This is a genomic window from Actinomadura sp. ATCC 39365, from assembly GCF_054392275.1.
Genome location: NZ_CP184335.1, coordinates 10411576 through 10425773, shown reverse-complemented (window position 1 = coordinate 10425773; position 14198 = coordinate 10411576). Strand labels below are relative to the sequence as shown.

12 protein-coding genes are annotated in these 14198 nt (G+C 70.1%); 5 read left to right on the top strand and 7 right to left on the bottom strand.

Going from position 1 to position 14198, the window contains the following annotated elements:
- Positions 1-54: 54 nt before the first annotated feature.
- On the top strand, positions 55-972 hold the full coding sequence (locus tag ACNF49_RS49775) for a threonine ammonia-lyase (RefSeq protein WP_482942036.1): 918 nt from the start codon (positions 55-57) through the stop codon (positions 970-972).
- Here ACNF49_RS49775 and ACNF49_RS49770 read toward each other — a convergent pair.
- From ACNF49_RS49770 to ACNF49_RS49750, 5 genes are all read right to left on the bottom strand, one after another.
- Positions 963-1541 carry a hypothetical protein gene (locus ACNF49_RS49770; RefSeq protein WP_357971013.1) on the bottom strand — a complete coding sequence of 193 codons (579 nt, stop codon included), beginning with the start codon at positions 1539-1541 and terminating at the stop codon, positions 963-965. The genes ACNF49_RS49775 and ACNF49_RS49770 overlap by 10 nt on opposite strands.
- 67 nt (positions 1542-1608) lie before the next feature.
- Positions 1609-2028: a large conductance mechanosensitive channel protein MscL gene (gene mscL / locus ACNF49_RS49765; RefSeq protein ID WP_352349915.1), complete on the bottom strand. Its 420-nt coding sequence runs from the start codon at positions 2026-2028 to the stop codon at positions 1609-1611.
- A gap of 80 nt (positions 2029-2108) precedes the next feature.
- Positions 2109-2324 (bottom strand): DUF397 domain-containing protein, encoded by a 216-nt coding sequence (locus ACNF49_RS49760; RefSeq protein WP_357971014.1) that lies wholly within the window; start codon positions 2322-2324, stop codon positions 2109-2111.
- A 164-nt stretch (positions 2325-2488) separates the two neighbouring features.
- Positions 2489-2692: a DUF397 domain-containing protein gene (locus tag ACNF49_RS49755; RefSeq protein ID WP_357971015.1), complete on the bottom strand. Its 204-nt coding sequence runs from the start codon at positions 2690-2692 to the stop codon at positions 2489-2491.
- Between the two features lie 219 nt (positions 2693-2911).
- Positions 2912-3760, bottom strand: a complete 849-nt coding sequence (locus ACNF49_RS49750; RefSeq protein WP_357971016.1) for a helix-turn-helix domain-containing protein — start codon at positions 3758-3760, stop codon at positions 2912-2914.
- A 608-nt stretch (positions 3761-4368) separates the two neighbouring features.
- On the opposite strand from ACNF49_RS49750, the gene glgX reads away from it, so the two are divergent.
- The 4 genes from glgX (at position 4369) to ACNF49_RS49730 (ending at position 11517) form a co-directional block, all read left to right on the top strand.
- A complete protein-coding gene (gene glgX / locus ACNF49_RS49745; RefSeq protein ID WP_357971017.1) occupies positions 4369-6462 on the top strand; it encodes a glycogen debranching protein GlgX in 2094 nt (697 codons plus the stop codon).
- Positions 6455-8605: a malto-oligosyltrehalose synthase gene (treY, locus tag ACNF49_RS49740; protein ID WP_482942035.1), complete on the top strand. Its 2151-nt coding sequence runs from the start codon at positions 6455-6457 to the stop codon at positions 8603-8605. The genes glgX and treY overlap by 8 nt, the downstream gene beginning before the upstream one ends.
- On the top strand, positions 8595-10307 hold the full coding sequence (gene treZ / locus ACNF49_RS49735; RefSeq protein WP_482942034.1) for a malto-oligosyltrehalose trehalohydrolase: 1713 nt from the start codon (positions 8595-8597) through the stop codon (positions 10305-10307). The genes treY and treZ overlap by 11 nt, the downstream gene beginning before the upstream one ends.
- 244 nt (positions 10308-10551) lie before the next feature.
- Positions 10552-11517 (top strand): hypothetical protein, encoded by a 966-nt coding sequence (locus ACNF49_RS49730; protein WP_482942033.1) that lies wholly within the window; start codon positions 10552-10554, stop codon positions 11515-11517.
- A 118-nt stretch (positions 11518-11635) separates the two neighbouring features.
- Here ACNF49_RS49730 and ACNF49_RS49725 read toward each other — a convergent pair whose 3' ends face one another.
- A complete protein-coding gene (locus tag ACNF49_RS49725; RefSeq protein ID WP_482942032.1) occupies positions 11636-13237 on the bottom strand; it encodes an FAD-dependent monooxygenase in 1602 nt (533 codons plus the stop codon).
- Positions 13238-13890: 653 nt separating this feature from the next.
- Positions 13891-14181 carry an MTH1187 family thiamine-binding protein gene (locus ACNF49_RS49720; RefSeq protein WP_357991377.1) on the bottom strand — a complete coding sequence of 97 codons (291 nt, stop codon included), beginning with the start codon at positions 14179-14181 and terminating at the stop codon, positions 13891-13893.
- Positions 14182-14198: the final 17 nt, after the last annotated feature.

Sequence of the window (14198 nt, the reverse complement as noted above, 5' to 3'; positions counted from 1 at the left end):
TGCCATGGAGCAGGAGCTCGCCGAATTGTGCCGGTCTGAGCCTAGAGTGATCGTATGGACCTGGTGACGATCGACGACATCCGCGCGGCGGCCGGGCGGATCAACGGAACCGCGGTGCGCACGCCGCTCCTGAGGATGGGCGAGGCGTGGCTGAAGCCCGAGAGCCTCCAGCCGGTCGGGTCGTTCAAGATCCGTGGCGCCTACAACGCGCTGGCCGCCCTGCGTCCCGCCGGCGTCGTCACGCACTCCTCCGGCAACCACGGCCAGGCGCTGGCGTTCGCGGCGGCGGAGTTCGGCGTGCCGTGCGTGGTCGTCGTGCCCGAGGGCACCCCGGCGGTCAAGGCGGCGGCGATCGAGGGCTGGGGCGCCGAGCTGGTGGTCGTGCCGCCCGACCAGCGCGAGGTGACGGCCGAGCGGCTGGCCGGCGAGCGCGGCCTGACGCTGGTGCCGCCCTACGACCACCGCGCGATCATCGCCGGGCAGGGCACGATCGGCCTGGAGATCGTCGAGGACCTGCCGGACGTCGAGGCGGTGCTCGTGCCGGTCAGCGGCGGCGGGCTGGCCGCCGGCGTCGCGGCGGCGGTCAAGGCGCTGCGGCCCGACGTCCGGGTGTACGGCGTGGAGCCCGAGCTGGCCGCCGACGCCGCCGAGAGCCTGGCGGCCGGGCACGTGGTGGCCTGGGAGACCACGCGCACGTTCCGGACCATCGCCGACGGGCTGCGCGTGAACCGGGTGTCCGAGCTGACCTTCGCCCACCTGCGCGAGCACCTCGAAGGCATCGTCACCGTCTCGGAGGACGAGCTGCGGGTGGCGATGCGGCACATCGCGCGCACGGCCCGGCTGGTGGCCGAGCCCAGCGGCGCGGCGACCACGGCCGCCCTGCTGTCGGGCCGCGTCCCCGCCGGGCGCACGGTGGCCGTGCTGTCCGGGGGGAACGTCGATCCGGAGCTGTTCGCCCAGGTCTACGCCTGAGCCCAGGCGTGGCGGGTGAGGAACCCGCGCTCGCCGGTGGCGTACTCGTGGAACGCCTGCTGCACCTCGGCCAGCTCGGGCACCATCGCGCGGACCATCGTGCCCTCCTTGTACTCCAGCTCGTAGCCGGGGGAGACCTGGAGGAAGTGCCGGCCGAAGTTCACCAGGGCGACGAACGGGTTCTGCGGCGACAGCGTGGCCAGGACGTCGTGGACCAGCCCGAGGTCGGGGTCGTGCACGACCATCCCGTCGCCGGTGTGGAGCTGCATGCCCTCGTACACGCCGAGCGGGGCCACGTTGTGCACCAGGTCCCGCTGGGGGTCGTAGCAGACCAGGCCGTGCGCGCGGGCGGTGGTCAGCACCTGGGCCGAGCTCTCGTCCATCGTGTCCAGGTCCATCGTCACCAGGACGTGCCCGGGGTACAGGGTGACCTGCCCGGGCAGCTCCTTGGCGACGTCGGGCACGTCCCCCTCGACGGGGTCGCTCCGCTTCACCGCCAGATACGTGGTCCGGGCCTGATCCCTGCTGATCGGCACGGGCTCGTCCCAGACCATCAACTCAACGCTCATCGGTCCATCTTGCCGAACGACCACCGTGCCGGTGCGCCACTGGGGTCAAGAGTCCGTGATGTACGGTTCAGCGCGGTTTCTCGGACTGGGGCACCAGCTCCACCGTGCAATGGGCACACCGACTGGCCTCGGCCGGGATGTCGGACAGGCACTCGGGGCACTCCTTGGTCGTCGCGGCCTTGTCCCGGTCGAACAGGTGGATCAGCCGCGTCATCGGGGCCACGACCAGCCAGTAGACGACCGCCGCGATGACCAGGAAGGTCAGCAGGTGGTTGAGGAAGTCGCCGTACTTGAACTGGCTGCCGTTGATCGTGAAGGAGTATTCGGCGAAGTTCGGCTGCCGGCCGCCGGTCACCGCGCCGATGAGCGGGGTGATGAGATCGGTGACCAGCGCCTGGACGAGCCCGCTGAAGGTCGCCCCGACGATGACGGCGACGGCCAGCTCGACGATGTTGCCTCGGAGTAAGAACTTTTTGAAACCGCCCATGGAGTCGGCATATTGCCGGGGGCCGCGGCCTGAAACCCCGATGGCCCCCGACAGAGCCCGATGGAGAACGTCGTGGCCGGTCAGACCTGGGGCGCGAGCCGTTCGAGATCGAAGCGGCCGTGCCGCACGCCGTCGAGGAACGCGGTCCACTCGTCGGTGGTGAACGACAGGACGGCACCGCTGGCGTCCTGACTTCCCCGCACCCAGACCCGGTCGGCGAGCATGGTGACCTCGACGCAGTCGCCATTGTTGCACCGTTGCCAGCGTGCCTGGTCAAGGGCAGGTGGGCGTTTCATCCATTACCTCCTGAAGGCGGCTGTAGAGGTATTGAGCCGAAGGTGATTTTACCTTGACAGCCGAGGATGACCAGGCGACAAAAGGGGCAGTGGCGAACGCCAGTGCCGGACAAAACAAAAGGCGGGCGTCCGTGAGGACGACCGCCGGAAAAAGCGCCGCGCGCTCAGTCGGACTGACGTATTCCACGCAGGAACGCGTCCCATTCCCGGGCGCTGAAGGTGAGGACCGGGCCGGCCGGGTTCTTGTTGTCCCGCACGCCGATCTCACCGGGGGACAGCAACGCGACCTCGACGCATTCTCCGTTGTTGCAGCGCGAGGCGGCCCGCCACCGCGGACCCGCCTGGACGTCAGGGTGGTGGGACGTCATTGTCTCCCCCTCGTGCATCGACAATGGGCGCGGCGGCGGTCGGACCTCGCCGGGCGCGCTCGGACGGTTCGCTCGGACGCCGGCGATCTCACGTGGAGAGCGAAAGCGTCCCAATGGATGAACAGTAGCACCTGGCACTTGCCACGAGAACGAGGCTCTGATGTGTCGGAGGCATCATGCCAGGTGACCGGAAAAACGAGATGATCCTGTGACGGAGCGCTAAGCGAAGTTTGCGGCCATCTCGGTAATTCGCCGCTTCGATTCCTGGATGCCCAGGGCCTCGGCCCGCAGATGGTCGATGATCTCGCGAAACCGCCGGACCACCTTATCGGCCTCCAGGTAGAAAAGGCCCATTTGATGTTCCACGAAAATGGTGTCGGCGATGCCGGAGTCATGGTCGAACTCCATGAGCCGGAAGGTGCTGTCGAAGCCCACGTGCGCCCCCGCGGTGAACGGGATCACCTGGATGGTGACGTGCGGCAGCTCGCTCAGCTCGATGAGCCGGTCGAGCTGTTCACGCATGGTCTGCCGGCTGCCCACGTGCCGGTAGAGCACCGACTCGTCCAGCAGGACCCAGTAGCGCAGGGTGTCGGGCCGGTGCAGCCACTCCTGGCGCTTCATCCGCACCCTGACCCGATCGTCGAGCACGTCGGGCGCGATGCGGGGCAGCCAGCCGCGGATCACGGCGCGGGCGTAGTCCTCGGTCTGGAGCAGGCCGGGCACGGTGGTGATCTCGTACTCGGTGATGGCGCTGGCCTCCGCCTCCAGGCCGAGCATCTGCCGCAGCTCGCGGTTGTCGTAGAACTGCCACCACTCCTTCTGCCTGGCGTCCTTGGCCAGCGTCATGAGCTGGGCGGACTCGGCGGGGGAGACGTCGTACAGGCGGCACAGGTCGCGCACGTCACGCAGGCTGACGCCGCGCTGGGCGGTCTCGATCCTGCTGATCTTGGCCGGGGAGCACAGGAGGAGCTGGGCCACCTCGGCGATGCTGAGATTCTTCTCGTTGCGCAGCTCGCGTAAGCGCATCGCCAGTTGCCGCTGCCGGAGCGTCGGGTTGGGGATGGTCATCGCCGCACACTCCCTTCCCGCGCGGTGGCCGGTTGCCCCGGAGCGTACCCCCGGGTTCGATTTCGAAGGCATGTGCGGTAGGTAATCGTCACCGGCACGTTCCTATGGCAAGTGCCAATTCGGGGTGGGTTTCCGGCGTCGGAGGGTAAAAGTCAGCCAAGCCGTAAGAGAGGGGGATGCCCTGGGGCTGATTTGATCAAACCACCAGAGATCGAAATGCCGCGTTCATTCCCTGACGCGATGGCTCACCAGAGGCCGTCCGTCACATAAGGCTGGGCCGACGGGGGCTCGTCGGCCCGGCTGCGACGATCATTCGCTACTGCCAGAGCGAGGATCGACCGTCCTGATCGCGGGGGATCGGGGACGCAGCGTCGCGTCACCCCGATCGTGGGTGCGGATCCGGTGCGCGGGGGCCGCGCACCGGATCCGTGAACCACGCCACACCCCCCACCGGGCCGAACACGTGAGCCGCCTTCGGCACCGCGCCGTCGGAGGCGGCTCACTCGATTTTTCGGAGTATTCCGGACGGACGCGTGGGAAGGAACAGGGTGGCCTTGTCCGGCGGAGCGGGGGAACGGAACATGGGGAGAGACCGCAAGGGAGCCTCGATGATCGAGATCTGGCCTGGAGACCCCTATCCTCTCGGGGCGACCTACGACGGCGCGGGCACGAACTTCTCGCTCTACACCGAGGTCGCCCATGCGGTGGAGCTGTGCCTGTTCGACGAGGACAACGTCGAGTCGCGGGTGCCGCTCACGGAGGTCGACGGGTTCATCTGGCACGGTTACCTGCCCGGCATCGGCCCCGGGCAGCGTTACGGCTACCGGGTGCACGGGCCGTACGAGCCGGCGCGCGGGCTGCGCTGCAACCCGAACAAGCTGCTGCTCGACCCGTACGCGATGGCGATCGAGGGCGGCGTCGACTGGCACGAGGCGGTCTACGGCTACCGGTTCGGCCAGCCGGACACGCGCAACGACGCCGACTCGGCCCCGTACGTGCCGCGGTCCATCGTGATCAACCCGTTCTTCGGGTGGGGGCACGACCGGCCGCCGGCGACGCCGTACCACGACACGGTGATCTACGAGGCCCACGTGCGCGGGCTGACGATAAGCCATCCCAAGATCCCCAAGCACCTGCGCGGCACGTACGCGGCGCTCGGCCACCCCGAGATCCTCGACCACCTCACCAAGCTGGGCGTGACGGCGCTGGAGCTGATGCCGGTGCACCAGTTCGTCACCGACCACATCCTGGAGCAGCGCGGCCTGTCCAACTACTGGGGCTACAACTCCATCGGCTTCTTCGCCCCGCACAACCGCTACTCCAGCACCGGGCAGCGCGGCGGGCAGGTGCTGGAGTTCAAGGCGATGGTGCGCAGCCTGCACGAGGCGGGCATCGAGGTCATCCTCGACGTCGTCTACAACCACACCGCCGAGGGCAACCACCTGGGCCCGACGCTGGGGTTCAGGGGCATCGACAACAGCAACTACTACCGCCTGGTCGAGAACGACAAGCGCTACTACGTCGACACCACCGGCACGGGCAACAGCCTGCTCATGCGCTCCCCGCACGTCCTGCAGATGATCATGGACTCGCTCCGCTACTGGGTCATCGAGATGCACGTCGACGGGTTCCGCTTCGACCTCGCCTCCACCCTCGCCCGCGAGCTGCACGAGGTCGACCGGCTGAGCGCGTTCTTCGACCTGGTGCAGCAGGACCCGGTGTTGTCGCAGGTCAAGCTCATCGCCGAGCCCTGGGACGTCGGCCCCGGCGGCTACCAGGTCGGCAACTTCCCCTCGCGCTGGACCGAGTGGAACGGCCGCTACCGCGACACGATCCGCGACCTGTGGCGCGGGCAGGCCGCCACGCTGCCCGAGTTCGGCTCCCGCTTCACCGGGTCGAGCGACCTGTACAAGGACGACAGCCGCCGCCCGGCCGCCTCCATCAACTTCGTGACCTGCCACGACGGCTTCACCCTGCAGGATCTCGTCGCGTACAACGACAAGCACAACGAGGCGAACAAAGAGGGCAACCGCGACGGCACCGACGACAACCGATCGTGGAACTGCGGCGAGGAGGGCCCGGCGAGCCTGGCCATCGAGTCGCTGCGCGAGCAGCAGAAGCGCAACTTCCTCACCACGTTGTTCCTGTCGCAGGGCGTGCCGATGCTCTCGCACGGCGACGAGCTGGGCCGCACCCAGAAGGGCAACAACAACGGCTACTGCCAGGACAACGAGCTGACCTGGGTCGACTGGTCCGACATCAGGGAGAACTGGCTGCTGCTGGAGTTCACCCAGGAGCTCGCGGCGCTGCGCAAGAAACATCCGGTCTTCCGGCGCAGGAGGTTCTTCTACGGCAGGCCGGTACGCGGGCTGAGCGACATCGCCTGGCTCACCCCGTCCGGGGAGGAGATGACCGACAGCGACTGGAACGTCGGCTACGCCAAGTCGCTGGCCGTCTTCCTCAACGGCGACGCCATCACCGAGCCCGACCGGCGCGGCCGCCCGATCAGGGACGACTCCTTCCTGCTGCTGTTCAACGCCCACCACGACACGATCAAGTTCACGATCCCCCAGGACTACGGCGAGATGTGGCACACCGAGATCGACACCGCGATGCCCATCAGGCTCGACGTGCGGATGGTGCGCGCGGGCGAGGCGATCGAGGTCCCCGGACGCAGCGTGCGGGTGCTGCGCCGTGTCTAGGCCGGCCTCGACGTACCGGGTGCAGCTCACCCCCGACTTCGGTTTCGCGCAGGTCGCCGAGATCGCCGGCTACCTGCGCGACCTCGGCGTCAGTCACGTCTACCTGTCGCCGGTGCTGCAGGCCACGCCCGGGTCGCGGCACGGCTACGACGTCGTCGACCACTCCAGGATCAGGGAGGAGTTCGGCGGGGCCACCGGCTTCCGCGAGATGGCCCAGGAACTGGCCGCGCACGACCTGGGCATCGTCATCGACATCGTGCCCAACCACATGAACACGATGAACGCCCAGTTCTGGTCGGTGCTCAAGGACGGCCCCGACTCGCCGTACGCCGGCTGGTTCGACATCGAGTGGGTGGACGGGAAGGTGGCGCTGCCGGTGCTCGGCGACGACACCGAGCCGGTGGTCGACGGCGACGTCCTGCGCTACCACGAGCACGCCTTCCCCCACCCGGGCCACTACCGGCTGGTCGACTGGCGCGAGGGGCCCGGCTACCGGCGCTTCTTCGACGTGTCCTCGTTGATCGGGCTGCGCGTGGAGGATCCGTCGGTGTTGTTCGCCACGCACGAGGTGATCTTCTGGCTGCTCGACGAGGGCCTGGTCGACGGCTTGCGCATCGACCATCCCGACGGCCTGGCCGACCCTCGCGGCTACCTCGACCGGCTGCGCGAGCGGACCGGCGGCCCCTGGACGGTCGTGGAGAAGATCCTCATCGGGCCCGAGCGGCTGCAGCCCGACTGGGCCTGCGACGGCACGACCGGCTACGAGGTGCTCAACCGGATCAACGGCCTGTTCGTCGACCCCTCGGGCAAGGAGCCGCTGGTCCGGCTGTTCAGCGAGCTGACCGGGCAGCCGGACGACTACCGTCCGGTCATGACGCAGGCCAAGCGCGAGGTGCTCGACCTGTTCTTCGGGGCGGAGGTCGACCGGCTGGCCAGGGTCACCGGCTGCGAACCGGCCGCGGTGTCGGAGCTGCTGGCCGCGATGCCGCTCTACCGCGCCTACCTGGTGCCGGGGGAGGAGCCGCCGCCCGAGTCGGTGGAGATCGTCGAGCTGGCCGCCGCCGAGTGCTCGCCCGCCGTGCGGCCGCTCGTCCAGCAGGTCCTGTACGGTTCGCCGGAGGCGATCGTGCGTTTCCAGCAGACGTGCGGGCCGGTCATGGCCAAGGGCGTCGAGGACACCGCGCTGTACCGGTGGTTCCCGCTGTCGTGCCTCAACGAGGTGGGCGGCGAGCCGGACGTGTTCGGCGTCTCGGTTGAGCAGTTCCACGACTTCTGCGGGGAGATGTCCCCGTATACGATGACGACCCTGTCCACGCACGACACCAAGCGGTCGGAGGACGTGCGCGCCCGGTTGTCGGTGTTGTCGGAGATGCCCCGGGAGTGGGCGTCCGTGGTGTCCGAGTGGTCGCGGGAGCTCTCGTTCGACCCCCACCTCGACTACCTGGCCTGGCAGAACCTCATGGCGGCCTGGCCGATCTCCGCCGAACGCCTCACCGACTACCTGCTCAAGGCGGCTCGGGAGGCCAAGACCGCGATCTCGTGGGTGCGCCCGGACGCCGGCTACGAGCGGCGGCTGCGGGAGTTCGCGCAGGCCGCCGTGCGGCTGCCGGTGGAGGAGTTCACCGAGCGCATCGAGCCGTTCGCGATGTCGAACTCGCTCGGGGCCAAGCTGGTGCAGCTCATGATGCCCGGGGTGCCCGACGTGTACCAGGGCAACGAGACCACCGACTTCTCGCTGGTCGATCCGGACAACCGGCGGCCCGTGACGTACCCGCGCAAGCCCGAGACCTCCTGGGACGCCGCCAAGCTCCTGGTCACGACGCAGGCGTTGCGGCTGCGCAGGCGGCTCGGGGGCGCGGCGCCGTACCTGCCGCTGCGGGCGGAGGGGGAGGCGGCCGAGCACGCGATCGCCTTCGCCCGGGGCGAGGGCCCGCGGGCGGTGGCGGTCGCCACCAGGCTGCCGGTACGCCTCGCGCGCCGCTCCGCGGTCGCCGGCCACTCGGTGTGGGGCGACACCACCTTGACGCTGCCCGGCGGATCCTGGCGCGACCTGCTCACCGGCGAGCCGCACTCGGGAACGGTTCCGCTGGCCCGGCTGCTCGATCAGTACCCCGTCTCACTGCTGGAGCGACATGATCTTTGAGGTCTGGGCACCGAAGGCCACGGCTGTCGAGGTCGACGTTCTGGACGGACGCCGGCCGATGTCCCAGGGGGAGAGAGGCTGGTGGTGGGCCGAGGTCGCCGAGGCCGGCCACGGCACCTGGTACGCCTTCGTCCTCGACGGCGGCGGGCCCTACCCCGACCCGCGCTCCCGGCGGCAGCCGGAGGGGGTGTTCGGGCCGAGCGCGGTCTACGAGCACGACCGCTTCACCTGGTCCGACCACGACTGGAAGGGCCGCGACCTGCGCGGCTCGGTGATCTACGAGCTGCACGTCGGCACGTTCACCGGCGAGGGCACGTTCGCCGCGGCGATCGAGCGGCTGGAGCACCTGGTCGAGCTCTGCGTGGACTTCGTGGAGATCATGCCGGTCGCCCCCGTCCCCGGCGGGCGCAACTGGGGGTACGACGGCGTCGACCTCTACGCGGTCAACGAGACGTACGGCGGGCCCGACGGGCTGAAGTCGTTCGTGGACGCGTGCCACCGGGCCGGGATCGGCGTCATCCTGGACGTGGTCTACAACCATCTGGGGCCGTCGGGCAACTTCCTCCACCCCTTTGGTCCGTACTTTTCCGGCTTTGCTGGTAGCTATTGGGGTGAAGCGGTCAATCTGGACGGGCCGGGGTCCGACGAGGTCCGCCGGTACTTCATCGGCAACGCCGTCCAGTGGCTGCGCGACTACCACATCGACGGGCTGCGGCTGGACGCCGTCCACGCGCTGCACGACCGGCGCGCCCGCCACCTGCTGGCCGAACTGTCGGAGGAGGTCGACGCGCTGGCCTGCTCGCTCGGCCGGCCGCTGTCGCTGATCGCCGAGTCCGACCTCAACGACCCGCGCATGGTACGCCCGCTGGAGGCCGGCGGCCTGGGGATGACCGCGCAGTGGAACGACGACGTCCACCACGCCCTGCACACCGCCGTGAGCGGCGAGAGCCACGGCTACTACGAGGACTTCGCCGACCCGTCGGCACTGGCCAGGGTGCTGACCCGAGGCGTGCTGCACGACGGCGGCTACTCCAGCTTCCGCGACCGGGCGCACGGGCAGCCCTTCACCGGCGTGCCCGGCCATCGGCTGGTCGCCTGCCTGCAGAACCACGACCAGATCGGCAACCGGCCCGGCGGCGACCGGCTGCCCGTGTCCGCGCTCAGGCTGGGGGCCGGGTTGCTGCTGACCTCGCCGTTCACGCCGATGTTGTTCATGGGGGAGGAGTGGGGGGCCCGCGCGCCGTTCCTGTTCTTCTCCGACCACGTGGAGCCCGAGCTGCGGGAGAGCGAGGGGACGCGGCGCGAGCGCGAGTTCGACGGCTTCGGGTACGCCTGGGACGCGCCCGACCCGTCCGACGAGGAGGCGTTCCTGCGTTCCAAGCTGGACTGGAGCGAGTTGAAGGAGGAGGAGAACTGGTCCCTGCTGTGCTGGTACCGGGACCTCATCGCGCTGCGCAAGGCGCTGCCGGAGCTGTCGGACCCGCGGCTGGACCGGGTGCGGGTGGAGGCCGATCCGGAGGGCAGGTGGCTGGTCATGTGGCGCGGGACGGTGTGCGTCAGCGTCAACTTCTCGCCGGAGACGCTGACGTTGCCACCGGCGGGCGCCACCCTCCTGCTGGCCTCGGACGACCCGGTCGCCGCCGGCCCCGACGGCCTCCGCCTCCCCGGCCAAACCCTGGCCATAACCCGCACCACCCCCTGACCCCCGGGCTCCGCCTCCCCCTCCACACCACCCCCTGACGGCCTCCCGCCTCCCCGGCCAGACCATCGTTCCATCTCCCGCGCCATCCCCTGGCCGGGCGGTGCTGCGCAGGTGTCTCCCGGGGGTTGTCCACAGGCTGGGGGCCGGTCGGCGGGGTTGTCCCCAGAACGGGGTTCGGCCGCACCGGGGCGGGCCGGGTTCCGGATCCTGGGTGCCTCACCACGTTTCGAAGGCGAGGCACCTCATGAAGATCGTTCTGCCGCTCCCCGCCATGCTGACCTCACTGTTCGTCGTAGCCGTGGAGCACCTGCCGTTCGACGTCGACACCTTCGTGCCCTGGCGCGTCCCCGGGCCGTACCGGAAGGCGGCCCGTGACGCGCTCGACACCCCGCCGTCCCTGACCGTCACCCATGCTCCCGCCCCCTGGCGACCGGCCGGGCTCACCCTCACGGGCGACGAACGACGGCGGCTGCGCCGAGCCGGGCAACACGTGCTGGTGTCCACCACCGCGCCCCCACGCCGCCTGCCCGGCAACGTGCAGACCGCCAGAGCCGTGGCCCGCGCCCTCGCCCGCCAGTGCGACGGCCTGCTGATCGACCCGTCGACCGCCTCGGCCGTGCCCGCCTGCCCGAGGTCGCCGGGCGAGCCAGGAGACTTCCGCCTCGGCGACGACTGGCTCACCTGGAACGTGCAGATGCGCGACGACGCCACCTGCCCCCCATGGGACCCGTCCGAGACGGCCGCCTGCGACTGCCTGCGCGTCACCTCGCGCGGGCTGAGCCGCTTCGCGCTGCCGGAGATCACCCTCGACGGCGCCGCCTGCGCCCACAGCCTGTGCGCGACCGCCCTGCTCCGATCGGTGGCCCATCGCCTGGTCGCCGACCAGCTCGCCCATCTGCGGGCGCACCCGCTGGCCACCTGCCACGAGATCGACGACCTGCTCCGGATCCGGCCGTCCGGCGCCCTCCGGGGCGTCCCGCCGTTCGGCGTACGGCTGACCCCATGCGACGCCGACCTCGGCGAGCCGGGTAGCTCGAGCGCCATCCGTCGCCTGAAGGTGGGCCCCGCCCCCGGCTGCGGCCGGCTCACCCGTCTCAAGGTGGGGCCGCCGTCCGGCTTCACCGGCTCGGTCAACGACTGGCTCCGCACCACCTGCAGCCTCGACCTGACCTCCGTCGACCACCCCGCCCGCCCGGCCCTCGCCGCCTGACCCCCGCCCCCGCGAGACGGTCAGACCCCTGGAGCACGTACGTGCCTCCCCGCTCATGAGCACGTTTCACGCCCCCGGCGAACGTCGTCGGGGCGCCGGTCCAGTGAGAGGCAGGTGGTCAGCGGTGCAGGATCCGGGTGAGGGCCTGGTCGAGCGTGGACATGGGGTCCGCCGTGGGGCGAGGGGCGCGCCAGGCCACATACCCGTCGGGCCGTACCAGGACGGCGCCGCCTTCCCGCACCCCGTACCGCTCCCGCCAGCGGCCCTCCACGTCCACCAGCTCGTCGTCCACCAGGATGCGGGTGAGCTGCACGCCCAGGCGCTCCTTGACCACGCGGCCGGCGTCCATCCAGACCTGGCCGCCACTCTTGTCGGCCAGCAGGACGAAACCCGAGCCGAACAGGTCGATGGTCGAGATGCGCTGCCCCTCCCAGTCGAGCACGACGTGCGGGGCGCGGCTGCCGGGGCGGCCGCTCGGGGTGCGCGGGTCCTCCAGGAGCGAGCCGTCGTCGCCGGGCTCCTCCAGGACGGCGGCGGAGTGGTACCGGTAGCCGAGCATCGCCTGCAGGAAGTCCTCCAGGGGCTCGGGGTAGTCGGAGCGCTCGTCCACGGGCATCCGCACGCTGAGATTGGCGAGCTGGGCGTCGGCGGTCAGGGCGCCGATCGGGCGGCGTTCGGCGTCGTAGGTGTCCAGGAAGCCGGGGCCGGCCTGCCCGCTGATCACGAGCCAGAGGCGCCAGGCGATGTCGCAGCCGTCCTGGAGGGCGGTGCTGCCGCCCTGGCCGCCGGTGGGCGGCATGGTGTGGGCGGCGTCGCCGGCGAAGAAGACGCGTCCGGCGCGGAAGGTGTCGGCCACGACGTGCGCCAGGCTGAACGTCGCCGTGTCCAGCACCTGCACGTCCAGGTCCGGGATGCCGGTTCCGACGCGGATGAGCTCGACGCAGCGTTCCTCGGTGAGCGCGTCGGTGCCGCCGTCCGGGGAGGGGGCCTGGTTGATGCCGAGCACGTGCGCGCCGACGCCCGTGCCGGTCACGATGACGCCGGTGAACGCGTCGTTGTGCAGGTACCAGACGATGACCTCGCGCTCGTTCACCAGGCCGGTCAGGTCGGCGTCGAACATGATCGAGCGCATCTGCACGAGATCACCCCTGCCGGAGGTGGGCACGGCCAGCCGCTCGCGCAGCGTGCTCCGGTGGCCGTCGGCCGCCACCACGTAGTCGGCCCGTACGATGCTCTCTTCGCCGTCGGCGGCCCGGATCACGGCGGTGACGCCGTCGTCGTCCTGGTCGAGGGAGATCAGCTCGGTGGAGAAGCGCAGGTCGGCGCCGAGCTCGTCGGCGTAGGCACGCAGCACCCGCTCGACCTCCGACTGGGGGGCGCCCACGCGGGGCACGGGGGTGAGGTCGGCGAGGGCGTCGAAGTCGCCCGAGTCCTCGAAGATCATCTGTGGGTCGGGGTCGGCCAGCGTTTTGGCGATCGCGATGCGCATGGAGTCGCCGATGCCGATCCAGATGTCGGCGAACGTCTGCTCGATCCCCGGAAGCGGCCGCAGCAACTCGACGGCTCGCGGTCCCATGCCGAACGCCTTGGGCTGGATGGACGTGCTCGGGTGCCGCTCGACCAGAATGACGGGCACTTCGCGCCAGGCCAGCAGCGCGGCAGCGCTCAGGCCCGCGTACCCACCGCCGACCACCAGCACGGGCACTCGCTCTTGTCTCATTGCCTCCACCTCCGGGCACACGTAGTATCGCGTTCACTGATCAAGCGACACGATATGTCGCGTTTACGGAGACGGTCAAGACATATCGCGAATCCCGCCATTCATCGGAGCTCTCAGACCACCTGGAAGCACGACGCCTCCTGGGCACGGGGTCAAACGGCCGGCGTCCGCCCCGCCCGCGAGCCGAGCAGCGCCGACATCGCCAGGACAGGCTTGCAACACGTCAAGACGACCTTCAGCGCCACGCCCCTGCTACGGGCCTCCGCGCCACGTGTTCGCTCCGGGGCTCCGCGCTACGTACCCGCTGCGAGGCTCCTCATCACGTGCCCGTCACGGGAGGCTTTCCGCCCTGTGCTTGCTGCAGTGGCTGCACGCTATGTGCCCGTTGCGGGGCTCCTCACTATGTGCCCGGATGGGGGGGCAAGCCGGGCATCCGCAGACTGCGGGCTTCGCGTTGCGAGGATGCGGCCGAGAGCTCCCACGCGGTGCGGGCTGTCGCTGGTCGACTGCCGCCTTCCCGGCCAGCCACATGCCGATGGCGTACGGCCTCTGGGCGGGCGGTCAGGTGTTGAGGTGCTGGCTGGGGGCGGCTTCTGGGGGAGCGGCTTGGGGCTGAGGTGTTCTGCTTGGAAGCTTGGCGGCGGGGAGGTGGGTCAGGGCAGGTGGCGTTCGAGGCTTTGGAGTTTGGTGGTCATGCCGTCCGTCACACCCGGGCGGAGGTCGGCCTTGAGGACCAGGCTGACTCTCGGGGCGACCTCGGAGACGGCGTCGACCGCGCGCCTGACGACGTCCATGACCTCGTCCCATTCGCCCTCGATCGTGGTGAACATCGCGTCCGTGTGGTTGGGCAGGCCGCTCTCGCGGACCACCTTGACGGCGCGGGCGACCGGTTCGGCGACCCCTTCGCCGACGCCCAGCGGGGTGATGGAGAAGGCCACGATCATGGCGACAGATCCCTCGG